Raw genomic sequence first — 17,473 nt, 5'->3', positions numbered from 1 at the left:
ACACCCTTTCTTGTGAGTAATAATAAGAAAATTTTCAAAAATTGGACAATTATACTTCGTCGCGTTGAAGCGCTAAAGAAAAAATGCGTGACATTCTTTTAAATATTGATTATAATGTTCCTAATAACATAAAATGTATCACAGTTTTCAGACTTCTGAAAGTACCTGATACGAGGAAGAGAGGAGAAACGGCAATGAGTCATCAAAATTTAGATCACCTACGTGACCGCGTCGATGAATTAAACCTTGAAATTTTACGTTTAATCAATGAACGTGCTGAAGTAGTACAAGAAATTGGAAAAGTTAAAGAGAAACAAGGTGTAAACCGTTATGATCCTCTTCGTGAGCGACATATGTTGAATCTATTGAAAGAGCATCACGAAGGTCCATTAAGTCAAGGTACAGTTGAACACATTTTCAAAGAAATTTTCAAATCTGCACTTAAATTACAAGAAACAGAACAGAAAAAAGAATTATTGGTTTCACGTAAACGTAAACCAGAAGATACAATTGTAACGGTGAATGGTGAAGCAATTGGCCAAGGAAAACCAACATTTGTTTTCGGCCCATGTGCTGTAGAATCATATGAACAAACAGCAGCTGTTGCTGAATCAATCAATGCTAAAGGATTAAAATTAATGCGTGGTGGAGCTTATAAACCTCGTACATCACCTTATGATTTCCAAGGTCTTGGCCTTGAAGGTTTAAAAATTCTAAAAGAAGTTGGTCAAAAATACGGTTTAGGTATTGTTTCTGAAATAGTTACACCAGCTCATTTAGATGAAGCTTTAGACTACATCGATGTGATTCAAATCGGTGCGCGTAATATGCAAAACTTCGAACTATTAAAAGCAGCGGGCGCTACAAATAAACCAGTCCTACTAAAACGAGGTATTGCAGCTACAATTGATGAATTTATCCATGCTGCTGAATATATTATCTCTAAAGGGAATGACCAAATCATTCTTTGTGAACGTGGAATCCGTACGTACGAAAAAGCTACACGTAATACATTAGATATCTCTGCTGTTCCAGTTTTAAAACAGGAAACACATTTACCAGTATTTGTGGATGTAACACACTCAACTGGTCGCCGTGATTTACTTCTACCTTGTGCAAAGGCTGCAATTGCAATTGGTGCTGATGGTGTAATGGCGGAAGTTCATCCAGATCCAGCTGTAGCATTATCTGATGCTCAACAACAAATGAGTATTCCACAATTTGATGATTTTTATGAACAAATTCAAAAATTTATGAAAAATTACCAAGTGCAAGCATAAGTCATTGGAATTCACATCGTTGATTCCAAAGTTTTAGATGTACTACTTGTGAATAAAGGGCAAATTTTACTAGTGACGATTCGAATTACGAGAATCGTCACTTTTATTTTCTTGAAAATCGCTTCCATTTTATCGTATCATTAAAATAAGATATGAAATGAGGTGTCAAACAAGTGACCGTAACAATTTATGATGTTGCACGCGAAGCAAATGTTTCGATGGCAACAGTTTCTCGCGTTGTGAATGGAAATCCAAACGTAAAACCAACTACTAGAAAAAAAGTTCTCGATGTGATTGAACGCTTAGAGTACAGACCAAATGCGGTCGCTCGTGGCTTAGCAAGTAAAAAAACAACAACTGTCGGCGTAATTATTCCTGATATTTCGAATGTTTTTTATGCCGAATTAGCCCGTGGTATTGAAGATATCGCGACAATGTATCGCTATAACATTATTCTTTCAAATTCAGATCAAAGAGAAGAAAAGGAATTACAACTACTAGACAATATGTATGGTAAGCAAGTTGATGGCATTGTCATGATGAGTGATCAAGTAAGTGATGAGCTTAAGCAAAAAATGAGTCATTCTCCCGTACCAATTGTTTTAGCAGCAACAATTGATGAATCAGAAGAAACATCTTCAGTTAATATTGACTATCTACAAGCTGCCTATGAAGCTGTTAAACGGTTTATAGACAATGGACATACACGAATCGCTTATGTGTCAGGTCCATTTACGTCAACGATTAACAAAAATTATAAATATGAAGGCTATAAAAAAGCATTAGAAGAAGCGGGTATTGAAATAGACGATAATTTAGTCATTGCTTCTGAAGATTCATATGATAGTGGTTTAGAGGATTTTGAAACATTGAGTAATTTACAAAATCCACCTACTGCATTCTTTGCCGGTAGTGATGAATTGGCAATTGGAATCATACATGGAGCAGTAGATGCAGGTAAGAACATTCCAGATGATTATGAAGTTATTAGTTTTGAAAATTCAAAATTAGCTCGGATGGTTCGACCACAGTTAACAAGTGTAGTACTTCCTCTTTATGATATCGGAGCAGTATCCATGCGTTTACTAACAAAATATATGAATAAAGAACAAGTGGATGATGCAAAAAATGTTATCTTGCCACACCGTATCGAAGACAGAAATTCAACCAAATAATACAAAAAGGATAGTTTCTGCTCTAAATTAGGGTATCGAAACTATCCTTTTTGATTAATTTTTTTGTTCTTGGCGAATTTGGTACAAAGCTTTTTGAAGTACTTGATGGTTTTTCTCGGTAATTTCTTCTTTACGTGGAATTGGCTCATATAGATTTTCAGAATCCATCCATGTTGGGATAAGTGGTACGGGAGATTGCTTTTGCCATTGATCAAGCCAAATTTGAGGGAGATTACCGACAGGTGCTTTACTATCAGTCATCTCAAGCCAAATAAGTGACCATGCACGAGGCACTACCCTCCAGATATCGTACCCTCCACCACCAACGGCAATCCATCTGCCATCACAGAATTCATGTGCAAGCTCGTGAGCAAGTTTTGGAATTTCTTTGTAAATATTCATTGTTCCGTATAGATGGGTTAATGGGTCCAAATAGTGTGCATCAGCACCATTCTGGGATAATATGACATCTGGTTTAAAATAGGCTGTTATTTCACGAAAAGCTGTTTTATATACATCTAGAAATGACTCATCTTCTGTAAAGGCATCAATTGGTAAGTTAAAGGCTGTTCCATAGCCTTGACCATTGCCTCTTTCTGTAACTGCACCAGTACCAGGGAATAAATAACGTCCTGTTTCATGAATTGAAATAGTACAAACAGAAGGATCATCATAAAAGCTCCACTGCACACCATCCCCATGATGTGCATCAGTATCGATATACAAAACACGCGCGTTATACTTTTTTTGCATATATTTAATAGCTACTGTACTATCGTTATAAATACAAAATCCGGAAGCACGCCCTTTGAAACCGTGATGTAATCCACCCCCTAGATTTAATGCATGTTGTGACTTATTTGACATGACATAATCACATGCTGTAAGTGTACCCCCTACAATTTGAGAACTTGCTTCATGCATATTGTGGAATATGGGCGTATCCTCTGTTCCAATTCCGAAAGGTTCTCCTTGTTTAGTTGAAAGTTTCCCGTGTCCTGCAAGTTTTACAGCTTCTATGTAACGGTAATCATGGCCCAAAAGTAATTCTTCTTCAGTAGCAATCCTTGGTTTTACTATATCTATTTCATCTAGAGCACCAATGCTTTTTAATAAGTCTACTGTTATTTGAAGACGTTTTTGGTTAAAAGGATGAGTTTCAGAGAATTTATAATCTAATTGATCGGTTGAATAAACAAAAACAGCATTTTTTAAAGGTTGTTGATTCCAGGCATATTTGGCCATAGTACATCGAACCCTTCCTTCCGTAACTGATCAATAACCGGTAGAGGATTCATGATTTTTACACGGATTGATAGAATCTTTTGATCGTCATTTGTTGAATCAGGGTAAACTAGGACACTTAATATACTTGCATTATGCGTGGCAAAAACTTTCGATACATCATGCAATATCCCTATTCTATCATGTACTCGGACTTCAATTTGAGAACTTGGTTTAGTAGCACCTGTTAGTTCAACATACGTATACAATAAATCTGATCTCGTCACAATACCAACAATTTTTCCTGAACTTATAATAGGTAAGCAGCCAATTTGACGCTCATAAAAGATTGCCGCTATTTCCTCGATAAAATCAAGTGGATGGCCTACAATTGGCTCAGTAATCATAATTTTATCTAATGTTTGCTCATAAACACGTTCATAAGATTCTTCTAAAAGAGAGGATGGGAGTGCGTTTTTTAAATCTCTTTCTGTTATAAGTCCTACTAACTTATTATCTGAATCTACAATAGGCAAATGCCGAATTTTCTTTTCTTTCATCGTATGGATTGCATCTTTCATCGTATCTGATGATTTTAAAGTGATCACGTCGGTATTCATAATTTCTTCGATTAACATACTATTTTTCACCCCTTACAATAAATCAGTACATATAACGATTCATAAATCGTAATTGATCAAACTTCTCTATAGATGATTGATCGACTCGTTTGCCGATTTTCACCATCAAACAATTTGCTGGATGTGAGGAGATTTCAGGATCATCCGTTGCTGCTACTACAAGACCCCCTGCTCGCATCATTTTTTCCATGATTTTGCGGTATTCCCATACATTTAGATTCGATCTTTTTAAATCCCAATGCCAGTAATATTCAGTTGTAATCACAATATAGTCTTCCATTGCGTCATCCTTCATTGATACTTGCAAAATGCTTTTGCCAATACCAAATGAACGAAACTCTGGTGCCACTTCAATAGCACCTAATTCTATTAAATTATCCATGTTTCCTTCCGACCACCGTTCAAGAGGATCTGGATAAAGGAATGTAGCGTACGCAACAATGGTTTCATTTAATCGAGCAATAACGATTCTTCCCTCAGGTAGTTTGGATATTTCAATAATGGCTTCATATTGGCGTTCAGAAATTCTAAAAGCCGTAAGCCCTTCGTGAAATTGAAGCTTTTCGAGGTTTTCAGTAGTAACCGGGCCTTCTATTACAATGGTCCCCAGTGAGGTTTCTAAATTTTTAGAATAATAAGTTCGCGGATGTTCCATACATTCACCTCCTTTTAAAAGGTTTGTTTATTAATTATACATGAGCAAGGAAGAAAAAATTAAGCGCAAATGAGAAAATTTTATGTATTTTAATACATTTGAATAAATTTAATGAATGATTAAGCGCTATATAATAATTCACTTAATAGGCCATTATTTTTACTTAGAAAGTGTAGTAAGTTTCCTTTGACGAAAAAATTCGAATCTATTGAAATTAATGTTATACAATAGAATCTATCTGTTATATAATAGTGTTAAGTAGTTCAACAAGGGGGTTTTGATATTGAGAATTGAGCCATTGCAAGTAGCTAATGGAGAATATCAACTACATGACTACGACGAAATAAATTCAACGTTTGATTGGAAGGAAACAGAACAATCCTTTAGCTGGTTTAATACAGGACAGGTCAATATGGCGTATGAAGCTGTTGATCGGCATGCTGAATCTGAGCTAAAAAATAAAATAGCTCTTTACTTCGAGAATGGAGTAAGAAAAGAATCCTATACTTTTCAGGATGTAAAAGAATGGTCGAATAGAGCTGCTAATGTATTTCAACAAGCTGGGTTAGAAAAAGGGGATCGTTTATTTGTATTCATGCCACGTTCACCTGAATTGTACTTTTCAATCATTGGTGCATTGAAAAAGGGGATCATCGTTGGACCTCTTTTTGAAGCTTTCATGGAAGGTGCTGTTTTTGATCGTTTAAGTGATAGCGGTGCAAGTGCACTTGTTACAACAAAAGAATTACTTCACAGAGTGCCACTTGAGCGCTTACCTGATTTGCATGTACATAATGCAATGCTACAGCACTATCAAACAACAAAATGGGTACTTGATTTACGTAGGGATGATGTTTACTGGTGTACAGCTGATCCCGGATGGGTGACTGGTACAGCCTATGGTATATTCGGTCCATGGCTCACAGGTACCACGGTTGTCGTAATTGGTGGCCGTTTTTCGCCACAATCTTGGTATAAAGCATTGGAAGACTATCGAATCACAGTTTGGTATAGTGCTCCAACTGCATTCCGAATGCTAATGGGTGCTGGAGATGATATTCTAAATGATTATGATTTATCTGCTTTACGTCATGTAGCATCTGTAGGAGAGCCACTTAATCCAGAAGTGATTAAATGGGGAGATCAAGTTCTACATCATCGAATTCATGATACATGGTGGATGACTGAAACAGGTGCTCAAATGATTTGCAACTATCCTTCAATGGAGATTAAGCCAGGCTCGATGGGAAAACCAATCCCTGGTATTATAGCTGCAATTGTTGATGATCAGGGAAATGAGTTACCACCATTTACAATGGGGAATTTAGCTTTTAAAAAAGGCTGGCCGTCCATGATGCGTGAAATTTGGAATAATCCTGCACGCTATGAATCCTACTTTTTGGCGGGCAATTGGTATGTATCAGGTGATTCTGCTTATATGGATGATGATGGTTATTTTTGGTTTCAAGGGCGAATTGATGATGTCATCATGACTTCTGGGGAAAGGGTTGGTCCTTTTGAAGTTGAAAGTAAGCTATTGGAACATCCTTTAATTGTTGAAGCAGGGGTAATTGGTAAACCGGATCCTGTGCGGGGCGAAATTATTAAGGCATTTATTTCGTTAAAAGAGGGTATTGAACCAACTGCTGAAATCGAAGAAGACATCAAACGATTTGTCAAAATGGGTTTAGCGGCACATGCAGCACCACGTGAAATCGAATTTAGAGACAAGCTTCCTAAAACGCGAAGCGGGAAAATTATGCGCCGTGTACTTAAAGCATGGGAACTAGAACTTCCAACAGGAGATTTATCTACAATGGAACATTAGGAGTTTCATTTGATTTCATATGTATAGGGGATACATATGTTCAATTAAAGGGGTATTTTATATAATAAATTTTTAGAATGAATAATTCTACGAAATAAAAAAGTGGCATCACTAAGTTTGGGGAGACTTGGTGATGCCATTTTTGCGTTCACTATATTAAAAAAAGCCTTTGGTTTTGGTATTTATACGCTAATAATCACTTTGCCTTGAGCATGGCCTTCTTGAAAATATTTGAATGCTTCAGTAACTTCACTTAACTTATAGCGTTTATCAATTATTGGTTTTATTTTATTAGTTTCAAGTAATTCTTTTATATAATTTAAGTCTTTTTGGTTTGCTCTCTGTAAAATGTTACTTATTTTCTTGCCTCCTGTCATCGAAATAAAAGGTCCAAAAATTAATGATTGATATAATTGAGATTCAGAACCTCCTACGTGTACAAAGTTTCCATTAGGTTTTAGTGCACGTTTATAAGCTGAAATGGAATTTGATCCATTCACACCAAGAATCAAATCATAACACTCCCCATTTTTGGAGAAATCCTCTTTTGTATAATCGATCATGTGGTCTGCTCCTATAGAATTCAATATCTCTAAATTTCTTGTACTACATACACCTGTTACTTCAGCACCGAATGATTTGGCAATTTGTACCGCGAAAGTACCGACGCCACCAGATGCTCCATAAATTAATACCTTCTGTCCCGAGTTAATCTTACCTTTATTACGTAGTCCCTGTAAGGCAGTAACGGCTGCCATAGGTGTCGCAGCTGCTTCTTCAAAGGAGATATTGGTTGGTTTTAAGGCTAAAGCATAATCGGGGACAGTTACGTATTCAGCAAATCCTCCCCAGCCACAGCAGGAGAGATCGCCAAATACTTCATCACCAACTCGAAATAGTTTAACATTCTTACCAACAGCTTCTACTGTACCAGCTATGTCACCTCCTGGTATAGAGTATTTTGGTCTCGTTAGTCCGAAAGCAAGGCGAGCTAAGAAAGGTTTGCCTTTCAAAAGTACCAAGTTACCAAAGTTCAATGAAGCTGAATGAACTTTAACCAATACTTCATTCTCGGTGGGAAAAGGTTTTTTTATTTCCTTTAATTCAAGTACATCAGGTGAACCGTATTTATTACACACTATAGCTTTCATAAAAGTTCCTCCAATTTTCTATAATATTTACAAAGAAATAAAAGACCACTCATAGTAGAAAGCCAGTGATTGTGGACATAATGAATAATACGTAATAATGAATGAAAAGATTCTACAGATATTAGAATATTGCCCATTGCGCTTGTTAATATCGTCGTTCATATAAAACGCTTCACCTCTTGATAGTCTTATCTATTGAAGTAATAAGAGCTCCCAATCAGATTATGTTAGGTTGTTTGCGCAAACGGTATAGTTTATAAGACGTTAGAAGAATAAGATAATAAAATAAAAAAACACATGCTAATTCTTTTCGAATTAGCATGTGTTTTTTGCTTTTTTTACCTTTGCGTCATTCAACTAAACACGTAAAGGAAACAGCTTACTCTTTTAACATCATTGCTGATTTTGTTCTTTATCATTTTCAGGTTTCTGAGTTTGGTCTGTACCATTTCCTGAGTTATCAGGCTTTAAATTACCACCTAATTGATCATTTTTAGTCGGCTGTTCTTGTGGTTTTTCTTTCTTTGGCTTATCTGAATTTGTATTATTCGTATTAGCATTATTTGAATTACTACTATTTGAATTGTCATTGTTTTTCGAATTACCATTAGAACTATTTGAATTTACAGGGCGCTTTGTGCTTGTGTTATTCGAATTATTATTGGTATTTTGTGTATTTGAGTTCTCTTGATTTCCAGTATTTTTTTCTTTCTGCTTTTGTTTAACTGTACTTTCCGTTTTCACTTTCACTTTCACACCATATATTTTTGAATAATCTCCACCAAATGGGCTTAGTATACTTTGCTTGAATGCATCTGTTATACCACCACCAGATAATGCTGTTTCAGGTCCTGGTACCATAACATTTGCGTTAAATAAATCTGTACGAGCTTTACCTGCACATGCACTTGTATAGGCATGACCTGTAATACCGCAGAATGTTAAGTTTACAACACCAGACGGTTGTTTAAAGGTTTTGCCACTTGCTGTGGCAAGTTTAGGATTCGTATCGTAAATTGAATTCATTATACGAGCCCATAGTAGGTTAATCCGTGTACTTGGTTGACCATAAATGCCATTTGCTTGATATAAAGTTTGAGGTTGATCATATCCCATCCAAACACCCATTGATATATCTGGATTGTAGCCAACAAACCAAACATCTTTATATTCTTGAGAAGTACCGGTTTTGGCAGCAAAATCTGCACGGAATTTTAAATTACTATTTGCTGTTGTACCCGTACCTTGCTTTAATACATCACGAAGCATATCCGTTGTAATATAGGATGTCTGTTTACTATACACACTTTTCGCTTTTGATTTGTGTTGGTATACGGTTTTACCATATTTATCAACAATCTTAGAAACCATATAGGCATCAACAAATTTACCGCCATTGGCAAAGGTTGCGAATGCATTTGTGTTCTCTTCAACTGTAACGCCATATTTTAATGCACCAATTGCAGTTGAATAGTTGGTATAGTCATCTGAATCTAAACTTGTAAATCCATTTTTTGCTAATAGATTTGCTGGTCGACGGTTCATAATTTGTGCATACAAACGAATTGCTGGTAAGTTTTGAGAATCTTTTAACGCTTCACGAGCTGATATTAATCCTCGTTCATCTGTTATCGAATAGTTAGAAGGTGACCAAGATCCGACACTAAATTTTATGTCTGCAACCGGGCTGCCTGCACCAATTAAACCATATTGAATGGCTGGAGCGTATACAAGTAATGGTTTCATGGTCGAACCGTTTGAACGTTTGGCTTGTGTTGCGTGATTTAATTCCTCTAAGTTATGATCTCGTCCACCAATAAAGCTCAAAATTTTACCGGTTTTATTTTCAATGACAATACTCCCAACTTGAACAGGTGTGTCAACATTACTTACTTTACTTGTTTCTGGATCTGTTACTTGTTTCGTAAATGTTGGACCGTAATATGGGAAATTATCTTTTACTTTTTGCATTGAATCGTACATTTTCTTATCAATTGTAGAGTAAATTTTATACCCTTTTGAACGTAATTCACGGTCAGCTAAAATTCTATACTTTTCTTTAAGTTTTGATTCATTGTCTAAACGATCTACATCAATACCATCTTTTTTGGCTAATATCTCAGCCATAATGGTTTTTGCACGATCTTCAATTTCATAGGTAACGTATGGATATTTCTCTTCAGGGCGAATTTCGGGTTTTCGGAAATCTTTTACAATATTATACTTTAATGCTTTTTGATATTGTTGATCTGTTATATATCCTGTTTCGTGCATTCGGTATAAGACTGTTTTCATACGATTGATACCTAAGTTTAAACTATCTTTGTCTTTTAGGGTTCCTTTTTGGGTAAATGGGGTATATGCAAAGGGAGATTGAGGAATCCCAGCAATATACGCCGACTGTGCTAAGTTTAAATCTTTTGCTTTTTTGTTAAACAGTCCTTCAGCAGCAGTTTCTACACCAGCAATATTTCGACCAGTTGCATTTCGACCATATGGAATAACATTTAGATAAGCCTCTAGAATTTCATCTTTGGTCATAAAATGCTCTAAACGCATTGCAAGTAATAATTCTTTTGCTTTACGTTCATAAGAAACCTCGTTCGTTAGAACTTGGTTTTTGATTAATTGTTGTGTTAGGGTAGAACCCCCAGTTTGGGTATTCGAATTGCTCACATCTTGAAATAGTCCACGCAATACTGCTTTTGGAACGATTCCTGAATGTTTGTAAAAATATTCGTCTTCTGTAGCAAGAACGGCATTTACCACATTTGGTGATACTTTGTCCAAAGTAGTTTCTTGTCGTTCAAGGTCAGTACGCATTTTACCTAGATACTTATTACTCGCGAAATAAAGTGTACTGGTCTCATCGTAATCGAAAATTGCACTACGCATTTCAGCTTTCGAACGTAAAGGTTCATCCTTAACGAGTGAAGCGAAATAACCGGCACCAACCGACCCAATAAAAACAGTACCTACTACAATAAAGATGATGAAAATTAAAAATAAATTCCAAACTACACTTGAAGTAATACGGAAATATTTCATCCAAGTTTTTTTGGATAATTCATCCACCTTTTGATTTATATTGGTTATCCATTCTTTCATCTTTTCGATAATCTACGACCTATGCCAAAAATCTAGACCTTAAAGCTAGATGGTGCCTTTTGACAGTTGGCCTACCTCCTTTAGATGTTTTCACTGTAAAATAGCCATTGTTGCATCCGCCAATGGTCTACTTCTATGTTGCTACTGTTTTTTAGTAGTACTCGATCAAATGAGTTAAACAATATTTAGAAGTAAAGGCTATACATGTTGTAGTAAAAGAAATCGTTTCCTAACTTGAGTATGTAACAAAATGAAAATAATTTCTATAATAAAATTATAGAATCGACTTTAGATTTTGCAATATTCTATGGAATTTATTCTATTTTACTAATTATTAGTAGACACTGAAATATCTAATTTTAATAAAGAAAGTCAACATGCAATCAAGTTATTAATAACCTTCTAAAATATTGTCTATTATACCATAAGACGATTAGACAAATTAATAATTATTGACAACTAATTAAAATGAAGTACAATAGTCATTAATAGTTATTCTAGTGAAGAAAAATGCCCAGTAGCAGACATATTCCCTGTTTAGAGAGCTAGCGGTTGGTGCAAGCTAGTCATAGTATGGACGCGAATTACACATTTGGAGCTTAGAACGTAGCCGCTGCGATAAAGCGATTGAAGCGGAAGAATCTTATTTCTTCAAGCTGGGTGGTACCGCGTTATAAATGTAATTAACGTCCCTGCAATTAACATTGCAGGGACTTTTTTTATTTAAGTGCTAAAGCGGCTCGATTTGAGGAAGATACTCTAAGAGCGCTGCGTCCTGCGGCAACGACTATCGGGATCACATCCTGTGAACCCTCGAGGGTCTAGCCGCTGAAGCAACTACCATTTAAGTGCTGAGAGCGCTCGTACAGCTGTGACAAGCACTGGAGTCTTCGAATTGAAAACATCTTTTCAGTTTTCAACCGAGAAGGCGAAGTGATCGAATAGCTAGCGCGTGATGCCGGTTACCAATTAAATACTCAAGCGGCTCTTTTCAAGGAAAAATAAGAATGAACTTTTTAGGAGGAAATTTAATGGCTAATGAATTATTAGAAGATTTACAATGGCGTGGTTTGTTATACCAACAAACTGATGCAGAAGGTATGGAGAAATTATTGAATGAAGAAAAAGTTTCTTTATATGTAGGAGTTGACCCAACAGCTGATTCTATGCATATTGGTCACATTGTACCTATGTTAACTTTACGTCGTTTCCAACAAGCAGGTCACCGTCCAATACTTGTTGTTGGTGGTGCTACTGGTATGATTGGGGATCCATCAGGCCGATCTACTGAACGTAACTTACTAACTGCTGAACAAATTGATCATAATGTTGCTGGCATTAAAAAACAACTTGAACGTATTTTCGATTTCTCTGGTGATCAAAACGGTGCCCAATTAGTGAATAACTATGATTGGATAGGAAAACTAAGCGCAATCGAATTTTTACGTGATTACGGTAAACTTATAAATATTAACTACATGTTAAATAAGGATACAATTGCATCACGCTTAGAATCAGGTTTATCCTTTACCGAATTCACATACACATTAATCCAAGGTATTGATTTCAACCATTTATACGATCACTACAATGTTCGAATTCAAGTTGGTGGTTCTGACCAATGGGGTAACATTACTACAGGGCTTGAAGTCATCCGCAAAACACATGATGAAGAGGCAAAAGCATTCGGTATTACAATTCCTCTGGTTACTAAAGCTGATGGTACAAAATTCGGTAAAACAGCTGGAGGAGCAGTATGGTTAGATCCTGAAAAAACTTCGCCATACGAATTCTACCAATTCTGGTTAAACACTGCAGATGCAGATGTTGTGAAATACTTGAAAATCTTCACTTTCTTAACTCGTTCAGAAATTGAAGCATTAGCCGAAAAAGTAGAAACTGAACCACATCTTCGCGTTGCTCAAAAAACTTTAGCTGCTGAAATGACAAAGCTAATCCACGGTGAAGATGGCCTGGATCAAGCATTACGCATAACTGCAGCGTTATTCTCTGGAGATCTTAAATCACTGTCAGTAGAAGAAATGAAAGTAGCATTCTCAGGAGTGCCATCAGTAGAAGTTGCAAAAGAAGACAAAAATATCGTTGACTTATTAGTAGAAGCAAACATTTCATCATCTAAACGCCAAGCACGTGAAGATGTGACAAATGGTGCTATTTCAGTTAATGGTGAAAAAGTAAAAGATCTTGAATATATCATTGATGCAAAAAATCGCATGGAAGACGCATTTGCAATAATTCGCCGCGGTAAGAAAAAATACCATATGGTGAAATTTAGCTAAAATTTAAACCGCCAATCCTGACTAATTAGGATTGGCGGTTTTTATTATTTCAAATGATTTTTAATCTTTAATCCTAATTTTGATAAATCCAACTAGGAAGTTCTAAATTGCCGTATTCCTTTGGGTGAACGATTTTCGCTAATTTCAAAGCGCCTTCTAATAATCTGGGAGACGGTCGACAATAAAGCCATTCTTCCATTACATATAAACGTCCCTCAACAACAGCAGGAAGCTCAGGCCAACCAGGTCTTTTCATAAGAAGAGATGGTTTAACCCTCTCATGTGGTACTCCAACCCATGCTAGAAAAATATAATCAGGGTTGCGTAACCGAACATCTTCCCAATTCGTTTGTACACTTGCGAGCTCAACATCTTGGAAAAGGTTTCTGGCACCTGCAATTGCACTAATTTCTGTTAGCCAATTCGTATGTCCAGGTGTGAAGATTGGATTTGGCCACCATTCCCAATAACAAGTAGGATTTTTACTACAATCTTTTGCAATCATTTTCATTTGATGGATAAACTCTTCAAATTGAGCAGCTCTCGTGTTGCCAACCTTAGGTATGTGACATGCTTTAGCAACTACTCTTAAATCCTCTGCAATTTCTGACAAACTATTAGGATTTAAAACAATATGTGGAATTCCTCGACGCTCTAATTCAGCTACATTCTTCTCCATGCCAGGTACACTTAAAGACGCCAATACTAAATCAGGCTCTAATTTTTCGAGCATATCAACATCAATGGACAAATCCGGACCAAGTCTTGGTAAGTTCTCTATACTTGATGGCCAATCGGAATAATCATCGACAGCAATTAGTTCCTTATCTAAATCTAAATAGGTTAAAATTTCAGTATTACTTGGACAAATCGAAATTAGCTTCACTACAATGCCCCTTTCACATCAAAGAATCCAATAATTATTGGTCATTATAACATAAACGAAAGGAGGCTAAAAAATGATGAATAATAATTTTCACAATTCGGCATCGTTGACTTAATCATCAAATGGAGATAATACTAAAGTATAAATTAATATGAATGGAGATAATTATAATGAAAACAATCACACCAGAAGAAGTACTAAAAATGCTGGATGAAGGTCAAGAAATCAATATTATTGATGTTCGTGAACCAGAAGAAATAGCTACAGGTAAGATTGCAATTGCACAAGAAATCCCATTAGGTACACTCGAATTCCATGTTGAAGAATTAGATAAAAATCTTGAATATATTATGGTTTGCCGATCAGGCCGTCGAAGTGCACAAGCTACTGAATTTTTGGAAGAAAAGGGATATAAGGCGTCTAACATGGAAGGCGGTATGTTAGCTTGGAAAGGTCCAGTAGAGTAGGTTTACTTTTTAGGGAGGTATGCACATTGTTGGCGTACCTCTATTTTTATTAAGTTGATGTAAAATTTTATTGAATCCATGGTCGATTAGTATTTTAATATATGATATTTTGGAGAAGATAAAAAATTGCATGAGTTATTTTAGGAGTGATCGTTTTTGGGTTTAATTACTCTATTATTACTATTAGGGCTAATAGGGTCTTTCTTTTCAGGATTGGTAGGTGTCGGCGGAGCAATTGTGATGTATCCCCTTCTGTTATTTATCCCCCCCATACTTGGTTATGAAGCTTTTTCTCCACTGGAAGTCTCCGGATTAACATCATTTCAAGTGTTTTTCTCAACGTTAAGTGGTGTCTTAACACACAGAAAGGATGGAAAATTACAAACCAGCATAATTTGGGCAATTGGTATTCCTGCTCTTTTAAGTGGGTTTATCGGTGGAATTGTTTCGAAAATAGTTCCAGATTATGATTTGAATATACTTTATGGAGGAATAGCACTTGTTGCTGTGATTTTGATGTTCTTACCTTCAAAAGTAAATACTCAAGCAAAAATGCCACAAAAAAGGAAAATGGTTTTATCTATATTGGTAGGAATTATTGTCGGGCTAATTGCAGGCATGATTGGAGCAGGTGGGGCATTTCTTTTTGTACCACTAATGATTCAGGTGATCAAAATCCCGACTCGTGAAGCAATGGCAATTTCACTTGGGATTACGCTTTTATCTTCAATAGGTACTGTCTCTGGAAAAGTCTTTGCACATAGTATTGACTATCAATTAGCTATATTTCTAGCAATTGCGGGGTTAATAGGTGCACCATTTGGCGTTCGAATAAGTAATAAGTTATCAGTACAAAAACTTCAATGGATATTTGCAGCACTTTTAATAATAACGTCAGTGAAAATCTGGTGGGGTGTATTTCTACATTAACGGAAAAAATGCCAGGCGATAGCCTGGCAAAGAAGAATATTCAATAAAAAGGGGATTTGACTACTTTGTTCTCGTCTATAAATGAAGAAGTTTTTTTCTTAACATTTATCGTGTTTCGGAGGACGGCAGTGGTCTTTTGGCATTTCACCACAAATGTTATTTGTTTCATAGCATTCATTTTCCACGGACTCTGTATGTGGGAAGTAATGTTCGTTATGAATAACGTGCTTATTAACATGAGTAGTATGAGTAGGATGAATATGTCTTACGACTGTATTATAAACATTCGTTCTCACAATATTACGTGTAGGTGAAACACGTTCTGGAGCCATTTGTGTAGGGAATACTTGAGGTGGAACGTTAATCGGACCTAATTGACCGGGAAACATTTCCGGTGAAACTTGAGTTGGGTTAAACATTTCTGGCGAAACTTGACCGGGATACATCATTTCTGGTGAAACTTGACCGGGATACATCATTTCCGGTGAAACTTGAGTCGGATTAAACATTTCTGGTGATTGATAGAATGGCATCATGCAGTGACAACCTCTTCCATGGTGCTGACAATGTCTGTTGTGCATTTTTTTGACCTCCTTCGCAATAAGGTGTGTGTCATTAATAACATATGTACTCTTTCACAAAGGGAATAGTTTTATGCCTAAAACCGTATTTAATACATGAAGATGAGATCGTGTAAGAAGAAAAAAGTTTTGTATCATTTTTCATTGCGGAAGGGATACATAACCTTTTAAAGTAAAAGATAAAATAAAAAAACCTAGAACCTTCAATAAATAAAGGCTTCTAGGTTTTTGATTATTGCTATAAGCGAGCAATTTACTAGCGAGAGTAGAATTCGACGATGAATGATTCGTTGATTTCTGCAGATAATTCGCTACGTTCTGGAAGACGTACAAAAGTACCTTCTTTTTTGTCTGCATCAAATGAAAGGTATTCTGGTACAAAGTTGTTAACTTCGATTGCTTCATTTACGATATCAAGGTTTTGGGATTTTTCACGAAGAGAAATCACTTGACCTGGTTTTACGCTGTATGAAGGAATGTCAACGCGTTTGCCATCAACCATAACGTGACCATGGTTTACTAATTGACGAGCAGCACGACGAGTGCGAGCTAATCCAAGACGGTAAACTAGGTTGTCTAAGCGAGTTTCAAGAAGGATCATGAAGTTTTCACCATGAACACCGTTCATTTTACCAGCTTTAACGAATAAGTTGTGGAATTGGCGTTCGTTCATACCAAACATATGACGAAGTTTTTGTTTTTCTTGTAATTGTAAGCCGTACTCAGATAATTTTTTACGTTGAGTTGGGCCGTGTTGTCCTGGAGCATATGGACGTTTTTCGATTTCTTTACCAGTACCGCTTAAAGAAATACCTAAACGACGAGATAGTTTCCAAGATGGACCTGTATAACGAGACATTTAGAGTCCCTCCTATTGGTTTTTTATTTGGCATAAAATAAAAACCAGATGTATTTAGCCTGATAGTCATTTTATTTTCATGTACCTTCGCTCTTGCAGCCGAAGAGTTACGCAATACACCATCTACTTTCGTAGAGGAATAAAATGAAGCAACCAAACCATACAACCGCTGCGTTTATTTTACACAAACATCATTCTATCTGTTAGGAGTAGGAGTGTCAAGTGAAATTACTTATTTTAGTTGTGAGAAATAATATAGAAATAAAGGGAAACTTCAATCAGTAGGGGTTTTTATTCTAGCCTACTGAAAAAGAAACCCAGGTTGTTTGCTACGTCCTGTGGTAACACCTGAGTGACAGCTATCCAGTCTGCCCGTTAATGTGGGATA

At 36.2% G+C, this 17,473-nt stretch carries 14 protein-coding genes and 1 other annotated feature; of the genes, 6 read left to right on the top strand and 8 right to left on the bottom strand.

The features are described from left to right. Positions 1-194 precede the first annotated feature (194 nt). A complete protein-coding gene (locus ACWV26_RS14620; protein ID WP_455895459.1) occupies positions 195-1,280 on the top strand; it encodes a bifunctional 3-deoxy-7-phosphoheptulonate synthase/chorismate mutase in 1,086 nt (361 codons plus the stop codon). Between the two features lie 173 nt (positions 1,281-1,453). Then, positions 1,454-2,455, top strand: coding sequence for a catabolite control protein A (gene ccpA / locus ACWV26_RS14615; RefSeq protein ID WP_455895458.1), 1,002 nt, complete (start codon positions 1,454-1,456; stop codon positions 2,453-2,455). Positions 2,456-2,509: 54 nt separating this feature from the next. Here the strand turns inward: ccpA and ACWV26_RS14610 are convergent, their stop codons facing one another. Genes ACWV26_RS14610 through ACWV26_RS14600 form a run of 3 tightly spaced genes read right to left on the bottom strand, consistent with a single transcriptional unit; the run spans position 2,510 to position 4,975 of the window. Continuing rightward, positions 2,510-3,700, bottom strand: coding sequence for an acetoin utilization protein AcuC (locus ACWV26_RS14610; protein WP_455895457.1), 1,191 nt, complete (start codon positions 3,698-3,700; stop codon positions 2,510-2,512). Further along, complete coding sequence (locus ACWV26_RS14605; protein WP_455895456.1) at positions 3,667-4,317, bottom strand: acetoin utilization AcuB family protein; 651 nt, start codon at positions 4,315-4,317, stop codon at positions 3,667-3,669. The genes ACWV26_RS14610 and ACWV26_RS14605 overlap by 34 nt, the downstream gene beginning before the upstream one ends. 25 nt (positions 4,318-4,342) lie before the next feature. Further along, complete coding sequence (locus ACWV26_RS14600) at positions 4,343-4,975, bottom strand: GNAT family N-acetyltransferase (protein WP_455895455.1); 633 nt, start codon at positions 4,973-4,975, stop codon at positions 4,343-4,345. Between the two features lie 283 nt (positions 4,976-5,258). On the opposite strand from ACWV26_RS14600, the gene ACWV26_RS14595 reads away from it, so the two are divergent. Continuing rightward, positions 5,259-6,803, top strand: a complete 1,545-nt coding sequence (locus tag ACWV26_RS14595) for an AMP-binding protein (protein ID WP_455895454.1) — start codon at positions 5,259-5,261, stop codon at positions 6,801-6,803. A gap of 182 nt (positions 6,804-6,985) precedes the next feature. Here ACWV26_RS14595 and ACWV26_RS14590 read toward each other — a convergent pair whose 3' ends face one another. Both ACWV26_RS14590 and ACWV26_RS14585 read right to left on the bottom strand, forming a co-directional pair. Beyond that, positions 6,986-7,954 carry an NAD(P)-dependent alcohol dehydrogenase gene (locus ACWV26_RS14590; protein ID WP_455895453.1) on the bottom strand — a complete coding sequence of 323 codons (969 nt, stop codon included), beginning with the start codon at positions 7,952-7,954 and terminating at the stop codon, positions 6,986-6,988. Between the two features lie 393 nt (positions 7,955-8,347). Next, complete coding sequence (locus ACWV26_RS14585; protein WP_455895452.1) at positions 8,348-11,062, bottom strand: transglycosylase domain-containing protein; 2,715 nt, start codon at positions 11,060-11,062, stop codon at positions 8,348-8,350. Between the two features lie 494 nt (positions 11,063-11,556). Continuing rightward, positions 11,557-11,759, top strand: a binding site (T-box leader). Between the two features lie 334 nt (positions 11,760-12,093). Between ACWV26_RS14585 and tyrS the strand changes: the two genes are divergently transcribed. Beyond that, positions 12,094-13,362 (top strand): tyrosine--tRNA ligase, encoded by a 1,269-nt coding sequence (gene tyrS / locus ACWV26_RS14580; RefSeq protein WP_455895451.1) that lies wholly within the window; start codon positions 12,094-12,096, stop codon positions 13,360-13,362. Positions 13,363-13,435: 73 nt separating this feature from the next. On the opposite strand, the gene ACWV26_RS14575 is transcribed toward tyrS, so the two are convergent. Next, the gene (locus ACWV26_RS14575) at positions 13,436-14,248 is read right to left on the bottom strand and encodes a cobalamin-binding protein (protein ID WP_455895450.1); all 813 of its coding nucleotides are present in this window, start codon (positions 14,246-14,248) and stop codon (positions 13,436-13,438) included. 170 nt (positions 14,249-14,418) lie between these two features. On the opposite strand from ACWV26_RS14575, the gene ACWV26_RS14570 reads away from it, so the two are divergent. Both ACWV26_RS14570 and ACWV26_RS14565 read left to right on the top strand, forming a co-directional pair. Beyond that, a complete protein-coding gene (locus ACWV26_RS14570; RefSeq protein WP_455895449.1) occupies positions 14,419-14,715 on the top strand; it encodes a rhodanese-like domain-containing protein in 297 nt (98 codons plus the stop codon). 156 nt (positions 14,716-14,871) lie between these two features. Continuing rightward, on the top strand, positions 14,872-15,645 hold the full coding sequence (locus tag ACWV26_RS14565; protein ID WP_455895448.1) for a sulfite exporter TauE/SafE family protein: 774 nt from the start codon (positions 14,872-14,874) through the stop codon (positions 15,643-15,645). 98 nt (positions 15,646-15,743) lie between these two features. On the opposite strand, the gene ACWV26_RS14560 is transcribed toward ACWV26_RS14565, so the two are convergent. After that, positions 15,744-16,226, bottom strand: a complete 483-nt coding sequence (locus ACWV26_RS14560) for a CotD family spore coat protein (protein ID WP_455895447.1) — start codon at positions 16,224-16,226, stop codon at positions 15,744-15,746. A gap of 256 nt (positions 16,227-16,482) precedes the next feature. Next, the gene (rpsD, locus tag ACWV26_RS14555; protein WP_455895446.1) at positions 16,483-17,085 is read right to left on the bottom strand and encodes a 30S ribosomal protein S4; all 603 of its coding nucleotides are present in this window, start codon (positions 17,083-17,085) and stop codon (positions 16,483-16,485) included. Positions 17,086-17,473: the final 388 nt, after the last annotated feature.

This window comes from Rummeliibacillus sp. JY-2-4R, from assembly GCF_053847205.1.
This window is presented reverse-complemented; position numbering and strand designations above follow the sequence as displayed.

Coding starts and splice junctions, on each gene's coding strand:
- ACWV26_RS14620 (WP_455895459.1), top strand. CDS start 195: ATGAGTCATCAAAATTTAGATCACCTACGTGACCGCGTCGATGAATTA.
- ACWV26_RS14610 (WP_455895457.1), bottom strand. CDS start 3,700: ATGGCCAAATATGCCTGGAATCAACAACCTTTAAAAAATGCTGTTTTT.
- ACWV26_RS14605 (WP_455895456.1), bottom strand. CDS start 4,317: ATGTTAATCGAAGAAATTATGAATACCGACGTGATCACTTTAAAATCA.
- ACWV26_RS14600 (WP_455895455.1), bottom strand. CDS start 4,975: ATGGAACATCCGCGAACTTATTATTCTAAAAATTTAGAAACCTCACTG.
- ACWV26_RS14590 (WP_455895453.1), bottom strand. CDS start 7,954: ATGAAAGCTATAGTGTGTAATAAATACGGTTCACCTGATGTACTTGAA.
- ACWV26_RS14585 (WP_455895452.1), bottom strand. CDS start 11,062: ATGAAAGAATGGATAACCAATATAAATCAAAAGGTGGATGAATTATCC.
- tyrS (WP_455895451.1), top strand. CDS start 12,094: ATGGCTAATGAATTATTAGAAGATTTACAATGGCGTGGTTTGTTATAC.
- ACWV26_RS14570 (WP_455895449.1), top strand. CDS start 14,419: ATGAAAACAATCACACCAGAAGAAGTACTAAAAATGCTGGATGAAGGT.
- ACWV26_RS14560 (WP_455895447.1), bottom strand. CDS start 16,226: ATGCACAACAGACATTGTCAGCACCATGGAAGAGGTTGTCACTGCATG.
- rpsD (WP_455895446.1), bottom strand. CDS start 17,085: ATGTCTCGTTATACAGGTCCATCTTGGAAACTATCTCGTCGTTTAGGT.